Annotated in this window: 15 protein-coding genes; 13 read left to right on the top strand and 2 right to left on the bottom strand. The window is 66.6% G+C overall.

From position 1 onward, the window contains the following. Positions 1–122 precede the first annotated feature (122 nt). The 10 genes from ACYPYD_RS09220 to ACYPYD_RS09265 all read left to right on the top strand — a co-directional run bounded on the left by ACYPYD_RS09220 (position 123) and on the right by ACYPYD_RS09265 (position 10,889). Complete coding sequence (locus ACYPYD_RS09220) at positions 123–2,651, top strand: penicillin-binding protein 1A (RefSeq protein ID WP_069707742.1); 2,529 nt, start codon at positions 123–125, stop codon at positions 2,649–2,651. A gap of 63 nt (positions 2,652–2,714) precedes the next feature. Further along, positions 2,715–3,779 carry an alpha/beta hydrolase gene (locus ACYPYD_RS09225; RefSeq protein ID WP_459662889.1) on the top strand — a complete coding sequence of 355 codons (1,065 nt, stop codon included), beginning with the start codon at positions 2,715–2,717 and terminating at the stop codon, positions 3,777–3,779. 31 nt (positions 3,780–3,810) lie between these two features. Next, positions 3,811–4,269 (top strand): MarR family winged helix-turn-helix transcriptional regulator, encoded by a 459-nt coding sequence (locus ACYPYD_RS09230; protein ID WP_459662879.1) that lies wholly within the window; start codon positions 3,811–3,813, stop codon positions 4,267–4,269. 10 nt (positions 4,270–4,279) lie between these two features. Further along, positions 4,280–5,347 carry a phosphotransferase family protein gene (locus ACYPYD_RS09235; protein WP_008830585.1) on the top strand — a complete coding sequence of 356 codons (1,068 nt, stop codon included), beginning with the start codon at positions 4,280–4,282 and terminating at the stop codon, positions 5,345–5,347. Positions 5,348–5,383: 36 nt separating this feature from the next. Next, positions 5,384–6,688 (top strand): acyl-CoA dehydrogenase family protein, encoded by a 1,305-nt coding sequence (locus tag ACYPYD_RS09240; RefSeq protein ID WP_459662880.1) that lies wholly within the window; start codon positions 5,384–5,386, stop codon positions 6,686–6,688. A 1-nt stretch (position 6,689) separates the two neighbouring features. Beyond that, positions 6,690–7,445, top strand: a complete 756-nt coding sequence (locus ACYPYD_RS09245) for an SDR family NAD(P)-dependent oxidoreductase (protein ID WP_459662881.1) — start codon at positions 6,690–6,692, stop codon at positions 7,443–7,445. Then, complete coding sequence (locus tag ACYPYD_RS09250; protein WP_459662882.1) at positions 7,442–8,422, top strand: NADPH:quinone oxidoreductase family protein; 981 nt, start codon at positions 7,442–7,444, stop codon at positions 8,420–8,422. Before ACYPYD_RS09245 ends, ACYPYD_RS09250 begins: the two co-directional genes overlap by 4 nt. A 315-nt stretch (positions 8,423–8,737) precedes the next feature. Then, positions 8,738–9,382 carry an AraC family transcriptional regulator gene (locus ACYPYD_RS09255; protein ID WP_459662883.1) on the top strand — a complete coding sequence of 215 codons (645 nt, stop codon included), beginning with the start codon at positions 8,738–8,740 and terminating at the stop codon, positions 9,380–9,382. A 120-nt stretch (positions 9,383–9,502) separates the two neighbouring features. Further along, complete coding sequence (locus ACYPYD_RS09260) at positions 9,503–9,835, top strand: hypothetical protein (protein WP_008830590.1); 333 nt, start codon at positions 9,503–9,505, stop codon at positions 9,833–9,835. Between the two features lie 103 nt (positions 9,836–9,938). Continuing rightward, on the top strand, positions 9,939–10,889 hold the full coding sequence (locus ACYPYD_RS09265) for a hypothetical protein (protein WP_459662884.1): 951 nt from the start codon (positions 9,939–9,941) through the stop codon (positions 10,887–10,889). Positions 10,890–10,895: 6 nt separating this feature from the next. On the opposite strand, the gene ACYPYD_RS09270 is transcribed toward ACYPYD_RS09265, so the two are convergent. Next, positions 10,896–11,705, bottom strand: coding sequence for an enoyl-CoA hydratase/isomerase family protein (locus tag ACYPYD_RS09270; protein ID WP_459662885.1), 810 nt, complete (start codon positions 11,703–11,705; stop codon positions 10,896–10,898). A 191-nt stretch (positions 11,706–11,896) separates the two neighbouring features. Here ACYPYD_RS09270 and ACYPYD_RS09275 point away from each other — a divergent pair, with 191 nt between their 5' ends. The 3 genes from ACYPYD_RS09275 (at position 11,897) to ACYPYD_RS09285 (ending at position 15,707) form a co-directional block, all read left to right on the top strand. Continuing rightward, positions 11,897–13,588, top strand: coding sequence for an FAD-binding protein (locus tag ACYPYD_RS09275; protein WP_459662886.1), 1,692 nt, complete (start codon positions 11,897–11,899; stop codon positions 13,586–13,588). 104 nt (positions 13,589–13,692) lie between these two features. Continuing rightward, on the top strand, positions 13,693–14,691 hold the full coding sequence (locus ACYPYD_RS09280) for a thiamine pyrophosphate-dependent dehydrogenase E1 component subunit alpha (protein ID WP_008830330.1): 999 nt from the start codon (positions 13,693–13,695) through the stop codon (positions 14,689–14,691). Next, complete coding sequence (locus tag ACYPYD_RS09285) at positions 14,688–15,707, top strand: alpha-ketoacid dehydrogenase subunit beta (protein ID WP_459662887.1); 1,020 nt, start codon at positions 14,688–14,690, stop codon at positions 15,705–15,707. The genes ACYPYD_RS09280 and ACYPYD_RS09285 overlap by 4 nt, the downstream gene beginning before the upstream one ends. Positions 15,708–15,824: 117 nt before the next feature. Here ACYPYD_RS09285 and ACYPYD_RS09290 read toward each other — a convergent pair whose 3' ends face one another. After that, on the bottom strand, positions 15,825–16,760 hold the full coding sequence (locus ACYPYD_RS09290) for a cation diffusion facilitator family transporter (RefSeq protein ID WP_459662888.1): 936 nt from the start codon (positions 16,758–16,760) through the stop codon (positions 15,825–15,827). Positions 16,761–16,910: the final 150 nt, after the last annotated feature.

Raw genomic sequence — 16,910 nt, forward strand, 5'->3', positions numbered from 1 at the left:
CGGACGCGGGCAGCTTCGTGGGCTGTTTACGGCCAGCGGTCCCGGATCACGTCCGGGACGACGAAGAGTTGCGACGAGAGTGGTTTCCTTGCGCCAAAACGCCGTGCTAGAGGGCGCACGCAATGACCGACGCGATTGATCCCGGCGAACAGCCGCCCGAAGACGCGACCTACCGCATCCGCCGCGATGGGCCGGGACGCCTTGCCGCTCTGCGCAGGGCATGGCACGAACGCAAGTGGATGCGCCGTTTCGGCTATCTGTGCATGGCAGGCTTTGCCGGCATCGCCGCGTTCTGGGTGTTCCTTGCCCACGACCTGCCGGACGCCAACAAGCTGCTGGAATACCAGCCGCCGCTGCCGACGATGGTGCGCGGGATGGACGGCGAGATCGTCTATTCTTACGCCCGCGAACGGCGCGTGCAGCTGCGCTTTGTCGATTTCCCCAGGCCGATGGTCAACGCCTTCCTCTCGGCCGAGGACCGCACGTTCTGGACGCACGGCGGCGTCGACGTCGGTGGTCTGGCGGGCGCGGTGGTGGATTATGTCACCAAGTACGGCTCGGGCGTACGCGCCAAGGGCGGTTCGACGATCACCCAGCAGGTCGCCAAGAACATCCTGATCGGCGACGAATATTCCGTGACGCGCAAGCTCAAGGAAATGATCGTCGCCCGCCGTATCGAGGGCGTGCTGACCAAGCAGCAGATCCTCGAACTCTACCTCAACGAGATTCCCCTCGGCCGCCGTTCGTTCGGCGTGCAGGCGGCATCGCGCGCCTATTTCGACAAGGACGTCGAGGACCTGTCGCTCAGCCAGAGCGCGTTCCTCGCAATTCTGCCGCGTGCGCCGGAAGTCTACGGCCGCAAGAAGAACGAGGACCGCGCGATCGAGCGCCGCAACTGGGTGCTCGACCAGATGGTACGCAACGGCTGGGCCAGCGCGCAGGACGCCGCCGCCGCCAAGGCGGAGCCGCTTGGCCTCGTCACCCAGCGCACCAGCACGTACGAACCTTCGAACGGTTACTTCCTAGAGGAAGTTCGTCGCCGCCTGATCGGCAAGTACGGCGAAAAGGCCGAGGACGGTCCGAACAGCGTCTATGCGGGCGGTCTTTGGGTGCGCACTTCGCTCGATCCGCAGATGCAGGTCGCGGTGCGTGATGCGCTGCGCAAGGGGCTGCTGCTCTATCACGGCAATCGCGGCTTCGTGCGGCCGATCGCGCATCTGAGCGACCTCGAGAACTGGCAGAGCCAGCTCGTCGTCGCCAACAAGACGATCGACTACAAGGACTGGCGCGTTGGTGTCATCCTCGATGCCTCGGGCAGCACGGGGCGTATCGGCTTCTCCGACGGCAACGTTTCCACGCTGACCGGTATTTCCGACAAGGCCAAGGTCGGCGATCTGGTCGCGGCCCAGCCGGTCGGCGGCAGCACCTGGGCGCTTCGCGGTATTCCCGAAGTCTCGGGCGGGATGATCATCGAGCAGCCGGGCTCGGGCCGCATCCTTGCCATGCAGGGCGGTTTCGATTCCGGGATCGACAGCTTCAACCGCGCGACGCAGGCCGAGCGCCAGCCCGGCTCGACCATCAAGCCCTTCGTCTACGCGACCGCGCTGCAGAACGGCATGACCCCCGCCACGCAGGTCCTCGACGGCACCTTCTGCGTGTTCCAGGGCGCGGGTCTGGGCAACAAGTGCTTCCGCAACTTCGGCGGCGCGGGCGGCTCGGGCAGCCATACGCTGCGCTGGGGCCTCGAACAGTCGCGCAACCTGATGACGGTGCGCATCGCCAACGACGTGGGCATGGCCAAGGTCACGCGCACGTTCCACAACATGGGCATCGGCGATTACCAGAAGTACCTGTCGTTTGCACTCGGCGCGGGCGAGACGACGGTGGGACGCATGATCAACGCCTATGCGGCGCTGGCCAACAACGGCGTGCAGTTCTCCGGTTCGGTGATCGACTACGTCCAGGACCGCAATGGCAAGGTGATCTGGCGGGCCGACAAGGGCACCTGCAACGCCTGCAACATGGCGCAATGGGACGGCAAGCCGATGCCGCGCATCCAGCGCGTCGGCAAGCAGGTGATGGACGCGCCGACGGCGTACCAGACCGTGCATATGCTCGAAGGCGTCGTCACCCGCGGCACGGCCGAGCGCCTGCGCGACCTCAAGCTGCCGATGTTCGGCAAGACCGGCACCACCAATGGGCCGACCGACGTGTGGTTCATGGGCGGCAACCAGGACTACGTGGGCGGCGTCTACATCGGCTATGATACGCCGCGTTCGCTGGGCGGTTACGCGCAGGGTGGCCGAATCGCTGCGCCGATATTCAAGGACGTGGTGCTGGCGACGCCGGGCCGCTGGTCGCACCAGCCGCTGGTAGCGCCGCAAGGCATCCGCATGGTCCGCATCGACCGTGTGACCGGCAAGCGCGTCATGGGCGTCGAGCCCACCGACGAGCCGAAAGCCTCGGTAATCTGGGAGGCCTTCAAGCCCGACACCGAACCGCGCCAGTACACAGCCGAGGACGAGTTCAGCCGCCGCCGCGACGCGCTGGTGGCCTCGATCCGCAGCGCCCGCGACGCGCGCGATGCGAATGCGGCGGCAGCGGCGGGTGACATGGGCAACTTTGCGGAAGAGCAGGGCGGGGTATACTGATCCCCGCCGGGCTGGCCTTCCATAGCGTCGCCGGCCGAACAGGAGGGGAAGTCGATGAAGAGAATGGCGGGTATACGCGGCATCGCAGGTTGCGGTGTCATGGCCCTGATGCTGGCAACGGCGCCGGTCGCGTCCGGAGAGGCGGTTCCGGCGGCGCAGGAAACGAGCGCCGCGCCCGATGTCCGCCCGGACGTCGCGGCCTATCTCAAGGCGTTCTACGCCAAGCCCAACCCGCCTTTCACGCGCGAACTGCTGATGCAGATCCACAAGCTGCCGCCCGCTGCGCTGGCGGCGATGGCGCAGCAGGATCTGCCGATCGGGAACGTGACGACGAAGGACGTGACGATGCCCGGACCGGGCGGTCCGATGGCGCTGCGCCTGTTCGATCCGCGCCCCGAGCGCGGCCCCGGCCCCGTCGTGGTGTTCTATCACGGCGGCGGCTACGTGCTCGGCAGCATCGATACCCATGCCGGGCTCGCGGCGGAGATCGCGCGGCAACTGGACCTGCCGGTGGTGTCGGTCGAGTACCGCCTCGCGCCTGAGAACCCCTGGCCCGCCGCGCCTGACGACGGCGAGGCGGCGGCGCGCTGGGTGGCCGCCAACGGCAAGGCCTTCGGGCGCGCGTTCACCGGCCTGATCCTCAGCGGCGACAGCGCGGGCGGCAATCTCACGCTCGTCACCGCCGCGGCGCTGCGTGACAAGCCTGCGGCCGTGCCGGTGGTGATGCAGATCCCGATCTATCCGGCGACCGATTTCGGCAAGCTCTATCCCTCTTCGAAACTGTTCGCCGAGGGGTACATGCTCGACGCGAAGAGCATGGCGAGCTTTACCGAGCACTATGCGGCCGATCCCAAGAGTCCGCGCACCTCGCCGATCCTCGGTGATCTGGCGGGCCTGCCGCCGACGGTGCTGGTGACGGCGGGGCTCGATCCTCTGCGCGACCAGGGGCGTGCCTATGCCGCCAAACTGGTCGAGGCCGGGGTGCCGACCGCCTACTTCGAGGGCAAGGGCCTGATCCACGGCTTCGCGACGTTCCGCAAGGCGATCCCTTCGGCCCAGACCGACACGGCGGCGTTCCTCCATGTCGCCCGGGCGATGCTTGACGAGGCCGCGCCTCCAAAGAAATGACACGATCGTGTCAACATGACACCCCGTTTCCATGGAAACGGGAGTATCTGAGTCGCGTCATCCGCTGGTAGGACTGGTCGATGAGACCATCCGCCTGAACGGCCGCCTACGCAGCGTCTTCGGCGAGGCGCGGGCGGGATGCGCGCTCAACGACAGCGAACACATGGTGCTTACTGCGGTGGTGGAGGCGCAAGGCGCCCCCACCGTCGCGCAGATCGGCCGCTCGATGGGCCATGCGCGCCAGCTGGTGCAGCGCGCCGCCAATGCCCTGCGCGATGCCGGGCTGGTCGAGACTTTCGAAAATCCCGCACACAAGCGCGCCATGCTGCTGCGTCCGACCGCGAAGGGCGCTGCGCTCAAGCGTCAAATCGACGCGCGCGCCGATGCACTGGCCGCACGGCTGGTGCTCGATTCCGAGGAAGTCGCGGCCGCGACGGCCGCGCTGCGCGCGGTGCGCAGGCAGATAGAGGCGCATTTCCGCGCTCGCTGAGGAGAGGATGATGGACGCCGATCTCGACCGGCTGGCCCCAGTCGGGCCGCTGACCGAATGGCTGGACGCCTTCGTGCCCGAACTGGGCACGGGGCCGCTGCGCACCGCGGTACTCTCGGGGGGCACGTCGAACGTGGTGCTGACGATCGACCGGGGCGAGAAGCCGATGGTCATGCGCCGTCCACCCGCCGTGCCGCCGCCGGGAGCGGAGAAGGGTGTGCTGCGCGAGGCACGCATACTGACGGCACTCAAAGGCACTCAGGTGCCCCATCCGGTGTGTTACGGGTCCTGTTCCGACGACAGCGTGGTCGGCGCGCCGTTCTACGTCATGGAGAAAGTCGAGGGCTGGGCACCGAACTTGCGCGGCGAGAAGATTCACAACGAGCCGCCCTTCGATACGATGCCTTGCGAATACGGCATCCCCTTCGCCATCGTCGACGGGCTGATCGCGCTCGCCAACGTCGATCACGAGGCGATCGGGCTGGGGGACTACGGCAAGCCGGGCCGGTTCCTGGAACGGCAGGTCGATCGCTGGGCGGGCCAGCTGGCGTCCTACAAGGAGCGCTACGGCTACGAGGGCCGCATGCTCGAAGGCTATGCTGAAACCGAGGACTGGCTGCGGCACGCGCGGATGCCGGAGGAAGTGCGCGGGATCATCCACGGCGACGTCGGCACCCCCAACATGATGTTCCGCCACGGCCCTCCGGCGCGCCTTGCCGCGATGATCGACTGGGAGCTGTCCACCATCGGCGATCCGATGATCGACATGGGCTGGTTCACCGGCGGCATGCGCGACGAGGACGATCCGGACCGGGAGTTCCCGACCGCACTGAACAACCCGGCCAACTTCCCGACGAAGCAGGAACTGGCGCGCTATTACTGCGCGGGCACCGGGCGCGACATCCGCGACTTCGAATGGTTCTCGGTGCTCTCGAAATTCAAGTCCGGGTGCCTGCTCGAATACAAGGTGGCGCAGGCGGAGGCGGGGATATTGCCGAAGGAGACGGGGCGCTTCTTCGCGCGCATCGTCGAGCAGTGCTTCCGCGATACCGCCGCGCAAGTGGCGAGAATGCAGTAAATTCCTCCCCCGCCGGGGGAGGAATGGGAGAGAACGATGATCGATTTTTCGACGGACCCGGAATTCCAGGCCAGGCTCGACTGGATGGACCGTTTCGTGCGCGACGAGTGCGAGACGATGGATCTGCTGTTTCCCGAACAGGGCGCTCAGTTCGATCCCTCCTACGCGGCGGCCCGGCGGCACCTGAAGCCGCTTCAGGAGCAGGTCAAGGCGCAGGGGCTCTGGGCCTGCCACCTCGGCCCGCATCTTGGCGGTCCCGGCTACGGACAAGTCAAGCTGGCGCTGATGAACGAGATCATCGGCCGCTCCACCTGGGCGCCGACGGTGTTCGGCACCGCCGCGCCCGATACCGGCAATGCCGAGATTCTCGCCCTGTTCGGCACGGCGGAGCAGAAGCAGAAGTACCTCGGTCCGCTGATGGCCGGCGAGATCGTCTCGTGCTTCTCGATGACCGAGCCGCAGGGCGGTGCCGACCCCGACGTCTTCACATGCCGCGCCGTGCAGGAGGGCGACGAATGGGTGATCGAGGGCGAGAAGTGGTTCTCCTCCAACGCCCGGTTCGCCAGCTTCCTGCTGGTCATCGCCGTGACCGATCCGGACGCCCCGCTGACCGAGCGGATGAGCATGTTCGTCGTTCCCGCCGACACGCCGGGGATCGAGATCCTGCGCAACGTCGCCATCGCCGGGGACTTCGATCCCGAGAACGGGCATCACGCGCATATCCGCTACAACCGCGTCCGGGTGCCGCTCGATCATATGCTCGGGGGGCCGGGCGAGGGGTTCAAGGTGGCGCAGGCGCGGCTGGGTGGGGGCCGCATCCACCATGCCATGCGCACGGTGGGCATGTGCAACCGCGCGCTCGACATGATGCTGGAACGCGCCGTCTCGCGCCGCACCAAGGGCGCGATGCTCGGCGATCACCAGCTGGTGCAGGCCAAGATCGCCGATTCGGTGATCGAACTGGAGCAGTTCCGCCTGCTGGTGCTCAAGACCGCATGGCTGATCGACGAGATCGAGGCGGGCCGCCTGAAGCACGGCGCCGCGCGCAAGCACATCGGCATGTGCAAGGTGGCGATGGCCTCGGTCTATGCGAACGTCGTCGGGCGGGCGCTGGAGGTGCATGGGTCGCTGGGCATCTCGCTCGATATGCCGCTGGCCAAATGGTACGGCGGCAACATGGCGCTGGCCTTCGCCGATGGGCCGACCGACGCGCACCGCTCGCAACTGGCGCGCGCCTGCCTCAAGCGGGTGCGGCCGGCGGAAGGGATGTTTCCGACCGAGCATATCCCGACGCGCACCGCGAAGGCGCTGGAGCGCTACCCGAACGCGAGAGATGCCTGAGATGGACCCGCTGTTCGACTTCACCGGCAAGGTCGCGCTCGTCACCGGCGGGTCGCGCGGGCTGGGCTACCAGATGGTCCGCGCTTTCGCCGAGCGCGGCGCCGATGTCATCGTCGCCAGCCGCAAGCTGGAAGCCTGCGAGGCGGTCTGCGAGGAAATGCGCGGTCTTGGCCGCAAGGCGATGGCGATCAGCGCTCACGTCGGCCGCTGGGACGAATGCGAGCGGCTGGTCGAGGAGGCCTACGCCGCTTTCGAGGCTGTGGATATCCTTGTGAACAATGCGGGGATGAGCCCGCGCATGCCCAGCCACGAAGTCAGCGAGAAGTTGTTCGATTCCGTGCTAAACCTCAACTTCAAGGGGCCGTTCCGGCTTTCGACCCTGGTGGGCAAGCGCATGTTCGACCGCGCCGAGGCAGGCGGGCCGGGCGGTTGCATCATCAATGTGACCTCCTCGGGCTCGATGATGCCGCTGCCGCAGGTGGTGACATACGGCTCGTCCAAGGCCGCGCTCAATGCGATGAGCCGCTCGCTGGCGTGGGAATATGCGCCGCACGTGCGGGTCAACACGCTCTCGCCGGGCGCATTCCGCACCGACATCGTCGAGGCATGGCCCGACAAGGGGCAGGGGCCGATCCCGATCCCGCGCGGGCATGCGGCGAACCCGGAGGAGATCGTCACCGCCGCGCTGTTCCTGGCCAGCCCTGCCTCGGTCAACGTGACGGGCTCGATCGTGCGCTGCGACGGGGGGCAGCATTGAGCCTGCGCGCGGTCATCGGCCGCGCCTTCGGGCCGCCGGAGAGCTATGTCCTCGAAGCATTCGATCCCGGTGCTCCCGGCGAGGGTCAGGTGCGCGTCGGCATCAAGGCCGCTGGTGTGTCCTATGTCGATGTGCTCACCGCGATGGGGCATTACCAGTTCAAGCCGCCACTGCCCTTCATCCCCGGAAGCGAGGCGGCGGGCGTGGTCGAGGCGGCGGGGCCGGGCGTGACGCACCTCGCCCCCGGCGACCGCGTGTTCTGCGGCGGGCTCGGCGGGTTGTTTGCCGAGGCGAACCTGTTCAAGGCCGCCAACATGGCCAAAGTGCCCGAAGCGATGAGCTTCGAGCACGCCGCCGTCTTCGCGGTGAACTACCAGACCGCGTACTACGCGCTGGCCGATCGCGGGCGCGCGAAGCCGGGCGAGACGCTTCTGGTGCTCGGTGCGGCGGGCGGGACCGGATACGCGGCGATCCAGGTCGGCAGGCATCTTGGCCTGCACGTCATCGCCTCGGCATCCAGTCCGGAGAAGCAGGCGGCGGCACTGGCGGGCGGGGCGCATGCGGTCGTCACCACCGGCGCCGAAGACTGGCGCGAGCAGGTCATCGCGGCGAACGACGGCAAGCCCGTCGACATCGTCTTCGATCCCGTGGGCGGCGAGGCGAGCGAGCCCGCATTCCGCAACCTGGGATATGACGGCCGTCACCTCGTCATCGGTTTCACCGCCGGGATCGCGGCACTGCGCACCAACCTGCCGCTGCTGAAGTCCGCCAGCCTCATCGGCGTGCAGATGCGTGACCATGCTCTGCGGCGCCCGGCCGAAGCCGAGGCGATGCGGCGAAAGGTGATAGAACTGGCGGGCGAGGGCGCGTTCTCTCCCGCGATTGCCGAGAGGTATCCGCTGAAGGACTACGCCGCCGCCATGAACGCGGCATTTTCAGGCAAGGCTGCGGGCCGCGTGGTGCTGGTGATGGAGTGAAACCCGCGCCGCCAGGCTCTCTCCGAACAAACGCCCTGGCGATCGTTCGGAGCGCAAGGCGGTGGGCGCGATCTCGATCATTCGCCAGCGTTCGGCGGCGAACCTGTTCTTCCGCCGTTCGCGCCAGCATATTCGCGAGGACGAGACCGACCTGTCTATCCTGTGGTTCGTGAAGCGCGGAGAGCTTGCCGTCTCCAATCAGTGCGGCGGTGAGGTGGCGCGGGCCGGGGACTTCATCATCACCCGCTCGATGTCGCCGTTCTTCATGGAATGCCGCACCGGCGGCGACGGAATGCACGAAGTGCTCCCGTCACCGTGCCCACGCACATCCTTCGCGGGTTCGTGCGGCAGGACTTCAGCACCGGCCTGTTCATGGCGATGGAGCGGGCCGAACTCGCCCTTGCCGAGACGCTGCTGAGCGAAGTCTTCGCCGACGACGGCCGCATCGGCGAGGCGTCCGCGCGGCTGCTGGTCGATACCGCGCTCGGCCTGATCGGCAATGCCATCCGCGCCATCGAAGACATGGCACCGCCGCGCCGGTCGATCGCCGAGCGGCGGTTGGCGGACGTGCTGCGCTTCATCGAGGTGCACTTGTCCGACCCCCTGCTGTCGACGGCCATGGTTGCGAAAGGCTGCGGGATTTCTCCGCGCTACCTCTCGTTCCTGCTGCGCCTGCGCGACACCTCGTTCTCGGAGTTGGTGTGGGAGCAGCGGCTGGCCAAGGCGAAGGCGTGGCTGTCCAGTTCCGATCCGCGCGACATATCGATCAGCGAGATCGCCTATGGCGTCGGGTTCAAGAGCCCGGCGCACTTCAGCCGCATGTTCAAGCGCGTCTTCGGCGCCAACCCGCGCGAGTATCGCGGCGAAAGCGTGGCGGAGCAAACGGTGATCGCTCCCGCCGCGGAACCCTTCGCCGACTATCCCGCGCAGTATTCGGCGGCGAGCAGCCTGCTCCAGTAAGATCGCTCCGGCGAAAGCGCGGGGGAGCGATGCTTTCGGACGCCGGATAGTGCCTGCTTGCGTCGTCGCCGGGGCTGATCGATCCTCGGTGACGAGGAAATCGGAAAAAAAGGACTGTCCATGAAGATGAAGCTCGTCGCGCTCACCCGCCCACAGCCCGGTCGCGAGGCCGAGTATCACGAATGGTACGATACCAGACACCTGCCGGAACTGGTCAACACGTTCGGCATGGCGGGTGCCCAGCGCTACAAGCTCGCAGCGCGGCTGATGGGGGAGGACCCCAACGAATTCCTTGCGATCTATGATGTGGAAGCCGACGACCCGATGGCCTTTCTTGCCGCCATCGGCGCGGCCTCGAAGTCAGGCGAACTGACGCAGAGCGACGCGCAGGACTTTGGCACCTGCTACACTGCGCTGTTCACCGAGCACGGCGATCGGGTGGTGCCGGGGTAATCGCTGGCATAGCGGCACGCTACGTTATAAAGGGTCTCCCGGGGCATGTTTTTCGGGGGAAGTTATGCACTTGCGCGGGTGGCTGGGCATTGCGGGCCTGACGATGTCAAGCAATCTGGCGGCCCAAGCTGTATTGCCAGACGGGCCGTCGATAGACCGTATCGCGCAAGTCGAAACTTATACCGCGCCTCTGCAGCCGGGCATGTTCGCGGACGAAAAGCACGTACTGCCGTTACTCTTCATGCTGCGATTTCCGGTATTTCCGGACACCCCGGCAACATTGCCCATGCTGATCGAGCATGGCGATGCGCGGGCCCTGACCGAAGGGACGGCCGTTCCGGACCTCTATCACAGGGTCTTCGCCGACCGTGTCGAACTGCACTGGCTGGCGTCTGTGGACCGCAAGGCGCAATCGGCTTCGCTGTGCCGCCTGACGGTACGCCCTGATCGGCTGGAGCGCGGCGCGGGGATCGTTCCCTCGCAATTGATCCGCTACGTGCCGGGTCCGGACTGCGCCTTTGCGAAGGGCAAGCTGCCCTTGGCCCTGGTGCGGCCATACCCGGGCAAGGAGCGGGTGCTGCCGCCCGCGAAAGTCCATGCGACGCGCACGTTTTCCGGCTGGAAGGTGTCGGTTGTCTCCGCTGCCAGGGGTGCACCGCCCGTCAATGCCTTCGTCGAGAAGGCCTGGGGCGGGGACGATGCGCCGCTGGCGCTCAACGTCGATGCCAGGGACATCGATAATGCGACCGGCCTGCGCGGTGCCTACTGGGAGTTCGGGGTGCCTTACGATCCGCGCGTCGGGGCGGTGCTTCGTTTCACCCGGCCGGACATGGTCAAGCTCTATCAGGATGACGCCTATCGCCTCGCAGCCTGCCGCTTCACCGCGGCGTCCAAGGGCCGCGATGCCTCCGCCGGGCTGCCGCAGTTGCCCGAAGCATTCGCATGGTGCGCGAAACAGGTGCTTGCCACAGGAAAGACCGTGCCCGATTTCCCGCGACCGGCGCCGCCTCCACCGCCGATGCCGCCAAGACCGGCTCCTGCGCCCGCGAAGTGAACGCCGTCAGCGGCCCACGAACTTCGGGGCGCGTTTTTCCTTGAGGGCCTGAATGCCCTCCAGATGATCCATGCTGCGGACCGAGACGCTTTCGTAGGCGATGCCGGCGTCCATCAGTGCCGTCGCCAGCCGCTTGAGTTCGAGGTTGGTGAGGATCTTCGTCGCCCGGATTGCCACCGTCGCGCCTGCCAGCAGCTTCGCGCAGAACGCATCCACCCTGGCGTCGAGTTCATCTGCCGGGACGCAATGGTTGATCAGCCCGATCTCCGCCGCCTTGCCGGCCGTAAGGAGGTCGCCGGTCAGCAGGTATTCCTTCGCCCGCGTCAGGCCGATGCGCTGCGCCCAGATCACCGCGCCGCCGTCCCCCGCGACAAGGCCGAGGCCGACGTGCGGGTCGCCGATCTTCGCGCCTTCGGCGGCGAAGATCACGTCGCACAGGAGCGCCAGCGTCGCGCCGAGGCCGACCGCGTGGCCGTTCATCCGGCACACCACGGGCTTGTCGATGTCGAGCAGGGTGGAGACGATCCGTTTGGCCACGCGCGTCTCGTGGTCGAAGAGGTGGGGATTGCGCGCATTGTTCTCGATGTGGTCGAGGTCGCCGCCTGCCGAGAAGGCCCGGCCCGCGCCGGTCAGCACGACGACGTCCGATCCGGTATCGACCTGTGCGAACCACATCGCCTCGGCCAGATCGTCGTGAAGTTGCAGGTTTACCGCGTTCAGCGCCTCGGGCCGGTTGAGCGTGATGCGCAGCAGCCGTCCTTCGCGGGCCATTTCGATCGTGGCCAACTGTGGCAGGGCGGGCGCGGTATCGGTCATTTCGGCAGGTCTCCTCTTCCCTCCAGCGTCATAGGCCGGGCGGTATCGAGGACCATGCGAAAACGCGATTTTGCCCAAACCTTTCGCTCCGGCGAAACCTTTACCCTTCGCGTTGCCAAAGCGGGCGAAGTTCGATCTACCGGGCTGAACGCATGCGCAGCAGCGCGGCTAGGCGGAGAGGTTACGGCACGATGACGCAGTTCGACGAGACTTTCGACTGGGTGGTCGTAGGAAGTGGCGCAGGCTCGATGGCTTCGGCGCTCTTGATGAAGCAGGCGGGCAAGACCGTCGTGATCCTCGAGAAGGCGCAGTGGATCGGCGGCACCACGGCGAAGTCCGGCGGGGTCATGTGGATACCCGGCAACCGCTTCATGGACCCCGGCGAGGACAGTCTGGAACGCGCTTGCCAGTACCTCGACGCGGTGGTGCCCGACGATGCGGAATCCCCCGGCACCAGCCCCGCGCGCCGCCGCACTTATGCGGTCGAAGCGCCGAAGATGCTGGACTTCATCGTTTCGCAGGGGGTCAGGATGGAGCGCGGCTCCCGCTTCTGGCCCGACTACTACGATGAACTCCCCGGCGGTATGAAGACCAGCCGCACCGTTACGGCTTTGCCCTTCGACAAGAATGAGCTGGGCAAGGAATGGGCGGACAAGCTGCGTCAGGGCTTCGCCGAAGTGCCGGTCAAGCTGGACGATGCGATGAAGCTGCCCTTCGCGAAGCATTCGTGGGCGATCAAGCGGCTGATCGTCGGGATCGGGTTCAAGATCATCCTCGGCAAACTGACCGGCAAGCATTGGGTCACCGCCGGCGCGGCCTTGCAGGGGCGCATGCTCAAGGCGGTTCTGGACAATCAGGCGGCGGATATCCGCATCAATTCGCCCGTCAGCGAAGTCATCATGGAAGGCGAAAAGGCCGTCGGCGTCGTCACCGAGAAGGACGGCAGGCCTTGGCGCATCGGTGCGCGGCTGGGCATCCTGATGAACGCGGGCGGTTTCTCGATGAACCAGGCGATGCGCGACACCTACATGCCGGGCACGCAGTCGAAGTGGTCCAACGGCATCGAGACCGACACCGGCGACATGCACCGCGAACTCGCCGCGAAGGGGGCCGCGCTGGCGCAGATGGACCAGATGGTCGGCTTCCAGATGACCGACGCGCCCGGCTGGGACACCGACTACGTCAAGCCGGGCACCCAGAGCACCACCGCCAAGCCGCATGCGATCCAGGTCGACCAGTCGGGCCTGCGCTACATGAACGAGGGCGGCTCCTACGAGGCGTTCTGCGAGACCATGCTGGTGCGCAACCGCACCGTGCCCGCAGTGCCGAGCTGGGCGATTCTCGACCAGCAGTACATGGACGAATACGCCGTCGCCGGTAAGGGCACGGCCAAGAAGAACATGGCCAAGTGGCTCGCCTCGGGCTGGATGCGCAAGGCGGATACGGTTGGCGAACTGGCCGGGATCATCGGCGTCCCTCCCGGCGCTCTGGAAACCACGGTCGCGCGCTGGAACGGCTTCGTGCGCGGCGGCCGCGACGAGGATTTCCAGCGCGGCGAGCGGGCCTACGACAACTTCCTCGGCGATCCGTTCTTCAAGGACGGCCCGAACCAGACGATGGGCACGATCGACAAGGCGCCGTTCTATGCCTTCCCGGTCTATCCGGGTGACGTCGGGACTTACGGCGGCGTGGTGTGCGACTGCGATTCGCGGGTGCTGCGCGAGGACGGCTCGGCGATCGAGGGGCTCTATGCCTGCGGCGTCACCACCGCCTCGCCGATGGGCCGCGTCTATCCCGGCGCCGGGGCGAGTGTCGGCCCGTCGATGACCTTCGGCTGGATCGCGGCCAAGCACGCGGCCGGCCTCGGCAACCAGGTGTCCTGAAACGCAGATACCGCAGGGGCGGTTCGCCCGTCCTTGCCAGCGGGGCCCGCCCTGAACCAATGTTCAGCTATCCCAGCAGCCACGAGCTGTCCGAGAGAGGAATCATGAGCGAAACGCCAACCAACCGGGCCATCCCCGACGCCGCCACACAGGTCGACATCTACCGTCGAATGATCCGCATCGAGCGCAACGACGACCTCACCCGTCAGCAGATCCGCCGCGGCCGCATCACCGCGCCATATTATTCGGCGCGCGGGCAAGAGTGCATTCCCTCGGCGATCTCGGTGCTGCTCAACAATGACGACAAGATCTGCACGATCTATCGCGGCATCCACGACATGGTCGCCAAGGACATGCCGCTGCGGCCCCTGTGGGCAGAAATCTGCGGCCGCGTCGACGGCACCTGCAAGGGCAAGGGCGGCCCGATGCACCTCACTCACCCGGAGACCGGCGTCATGGTGACGACGGGCATCGTCGGCTCCTCGATGCCGATCGCCAACGGCTTCGGTTGGGCGGCGCTGCTCGACGGCACGAAGCAGGTCACCGTCGCCTACTTCGGTGATGGCGCCAGCAACATCGGCGCCTTCCACGAGGCGCTGAACCTCGCCTCGGTGTGGAAGCTGCCGGTGATCTTCGTGTGCCAGAACAATGGCTTTGCCGAGCACACCCGCTACGAGAACGGCACCTCGGTGGACTTCATCGCCAAGCGCGCGGCCGGTTACGGTATGCCGGGCTACACGGTGGACGGCAACGATCCGCTCGACGTCTATGCCCATGCCCACGCCGCGATCGAGCGCGCCCGCGCCGGTGAAGGGCCGACCTTGCTGGAGTGCAAGACCTTCCGCTTCATGGGCCACGTCTTCGGCGACAACGACGCCTACATGACCAAGGAAGAAAAGGCCGCCGCGATCGAGGCCGATCCGCTGCCGCGCTTCCGTCAGAAGCTGATCGACGACGGTGTCGCCAGTGCCGAGCAGCTCGACGAACTCACCGCGAAGATCGAGGCCGAGGTCAACGACGCCATCGACTACGCAATGGCCTGTGAATTCCCGTCCGACGATGAACTGCGCCGCGACGTCTTTGCCGAGGAGATTCCGGCATGAGCACTGACACCCTGGAAGCCCCCGTCGTCGAGACGGTGAAGATGAACGGCCTGCAGGCCATCAATGCCGCGCTGAGCGAGGCGATGGAAGCCGATCCCAAGGTCCTCGTTCTGGGCGAGGACATCGCCGACAACGAGGGCGGCGGTGTCTGCGGCGTGACGCGCGGGCTGTCGACGAAGTTCGGCACCAGCCGCGTACGTTCCACCCCGATCTCCGAACAGGCGATCATGGGCGCGGCGATCGGTGTGGCGATGGCCGGCTACAAGCCGGTGGCCGAGATCATGCTGATGAACTTCACGACCGTCGCCATGGACATGATCGTCAACCACGCGGCCAAGCTGCGCTTCATGTCCGGCGGCCAGAGCCAGGTGCCGCTGGTGATCCGCACCATGACCGGCGGCGGCAACCAGACCGCCGGGCAGCACGCCGACTTCTACGAGGCGTGGTTCGCGCACACCGCGGGCATCAAGGTGGTGATCCCCTGGACCCCGGGCGACATGAAAGGCCTCTATCTTTCGGCGATCCAGGACCCGGATCCGGTCATCATCATCGAAAGCGTCAAGACGCTGTTCGTGCCGATGGACACGCCGGTCAATCAAGGTCCGATCCCGCTCGGCAAGGCCAACGTGGTGACGCCGGGCACGGACCTTACCATCGTCTCCTACGGGCAGATGATGTTCACGGTGATGCAGGCGGTCGAGGAACTGTCGGCGGCAGGCGTCTCGGTCGAAGTGGTGGACCTGCGCACGATCTCGCCGTGGGACAAGGAAACGGTGCTGGCCTCGGCCGAGAAGACCGGACGCCTGCTGGTGGTCCACGAAGCGGGCCGCAACTTCGGTCCCGGCGCGGAGATCGCCGCGACGGCGCAGGAAGTGCTGTTCGGCAAGCTCAAGGCGCCGGTCGGCCGCCTTGGCGCGCCGTACTGCGCGGTGCCCTTCGCGAAGAAGCTGGAGGATGCGTACCTTGTGCAGCCGCCCGAGATCGTCGCGGAGGTCAAGCGGCTGATGGCGATCTGATCCGTCCGGCTAGTTCGCTGCGCTCTCAAGCCTACCGGCCCTGCCGCACGCGGGAGGGCTAAGCGGTGGCCTTTCGTTCCCCTCCCGCTTGCGGGAGGGGGCAGGGGTGGGCCTTACTTAGCCCAGCACCGCCTGCTCGCGCTTCTCGGGCCGGATGTAGATCGAGGTGATCTTCGGCGAGAGCGCTTTCATCCGCGTCTCCAGGTTTTCGATCAGCGTTTCCGCCTCGCCCATCGGCAGGTCGTCGGCAAAGTCCGCGCTGATCGCCACGAACACCGCGTCCGGTCCTGTGTGGACGGTGCGCACATGGTTGACCGAGGTGATGTGCGGGTTGCCTTCCATCACCCCGCGCAGCCCGGCAATCAGTGCCGGGTCGGCGGCCTCTCCGATCAGCAGGCCCTTGGACTCGCGCGCCAGCAGCACCGCGACGGCCGCCAGCACCAGGCCGATCAGAACCGATGCCGCGCCGTCGAGCCTCGGCTCCGCGAAGTGGCCGCTAGCCCAGATGCCGAGCGCTGCGATGACGAGGCCGATGAGCGCTGCGCTGTCCTCGAACAGGACGATGAAGCCCGGCGGGTCCTTGGAGCGGCGGATCGCTTGCCACCAGCTCTGCCCGGCGCGGCCCGCGTTGAACTCCTTCACCGCGATGGCCCAGGATGCGCCCTCCATGAGGAAGGCGACGCCCAGCACGATGTAGCTGAGGGTTGGGTCCTCGACCGCGCGGGGCTCGCGGATATGGGCGATGCCCTCGTAGATCGAAATACCCGCGCCGCCCGCGAAGATCAGGATCGCGACGACGAAGGCCCAGAAGTATAGCTCGCGCCCGTAGCCGAAGGGATGGGCGGCGTCGGCTGCGCGCTTGCCCTGCTTCTGGCCGTAGAGCAGCAGGATCTGGTTACCGCTGTCGACAAGCGAATGGACACCCTCGGTCGCCATGGCGGAAGAGCCGCCGATACCTGCCGCCACGAACTTGGCGACGGCGATGCCCATGTTCGCCGCCAGCGCGCCGTAGAGGACGATGTTGTCGCGGATGTGTCCGGAAGTCTTGGCCATGCCCGGCACAACGAGCGGCGGGGCAGGGCGTTGCTTACCGTCGTCCCGGACTTGATCCGGGACCGCTGCCCCTGAACAGCCTACCCGTCGCTTAGACACCTTGTCGCATGAACTGCGCCTAAAGACAGCCACCGGTCCCGGATCAAGTCC

The organism is Novosphingobium sp. 11B (assembly GCF_054589055.1).

Bases quoted from the DNA above. Each gene is read 5' to 3' on its own strand.
- ACYPYD_RS09220 (WP_069707742.1), top strand. From the start codon at position 123: ATGACCGACGCGATTGATCCCGGCGAACAGCCGCCCGAAGACGCGACC.
- ACYPYD_RS09225 (WP_459662889.1), top strand. From the start codon at position 2,715: ATGGCGGGTATACGCGGCATCGCAGGTTGCGGTGTCATGGCCCTGATG.
- ACYPYD_RS09230 (WP_459662879.1), top strand. From the start codon at position 3,811: ATGGAAACGGGAGTATCTGAGTCGCGTCATCCGCTGGTAGGACTGGTC.
- ACYPYD_RS09235 (WP_008830585.1), top strand. From the start codon at position 4,280: ATGGACGCCGATCTCGACCGGCTGGCCCCAGTCGGGCCGCTGACCGAA.
- ACYPYD_RS09240 (WP_459662880.1), top strand. From the start codon at position 5,384: ATGATCGATTTTTCGACGGACCCGGAATTCCAGGCCAGGCTCGACTGG.
- ACYPYD_RS09245 (WP_459662881.1), top strand. From the start codon at position 6,690: ATGGACCCGCTGTTCGACTTCACCGGCAAGGTCGCGCTCGTCACCGGC.
- ACYPYD_RS09260 (WP_008830590.1), top strand. From the start codon at position 9,503: ATGAAGATGAAGCTCGTCGCGCTCACCCGCCCACAGCCCGGTCGCGAG.
- ACYPYD_RS09265 (WP_459662884.1), top strand. From the start codon at position 9,939: ATGTCAAGCAATCTGGCGGCCCAAGCTGTATTGCCAGACGGGCCGTCG.
- ACYPYD_RS09270 (WP_459662885.1), bottom strand. From the start codon at position 11,705: ATGACCGATACCGCGCCCGCCCTGCCACAGTTGGCCACGATCGAAATG.
- ACYPYD_RS09275 (WP_459662886.1), top strand. From the start codon at position 11,897: ATGACGCAGTTCGACGAGACTTTCGACTGGGTGGTCGTAGGAAGTGGC.
- ACYPYD_RS09280 (WP_008830330.1), top strand. From the start codon at position 13,693: ATGAGCGAAACGCCAACCAACCGGGCCATCCCCGACGCCGCCACACAG.
- ACYPYD_RS09285 (WP_459662887.1), top strand. From the start codon at position 14,688: ATGAGCACTGACACCCTGGAAGCCCCCGTCGTCGAGACGGTGAAGATG.
- ACYPYD_RS09290 (WP_459662888.1), bottom strand. From the start codon at position 16,760: ATGGCCAAGACTTCCGGACACATCCGCGACAACATCGTCCTCTACGGC.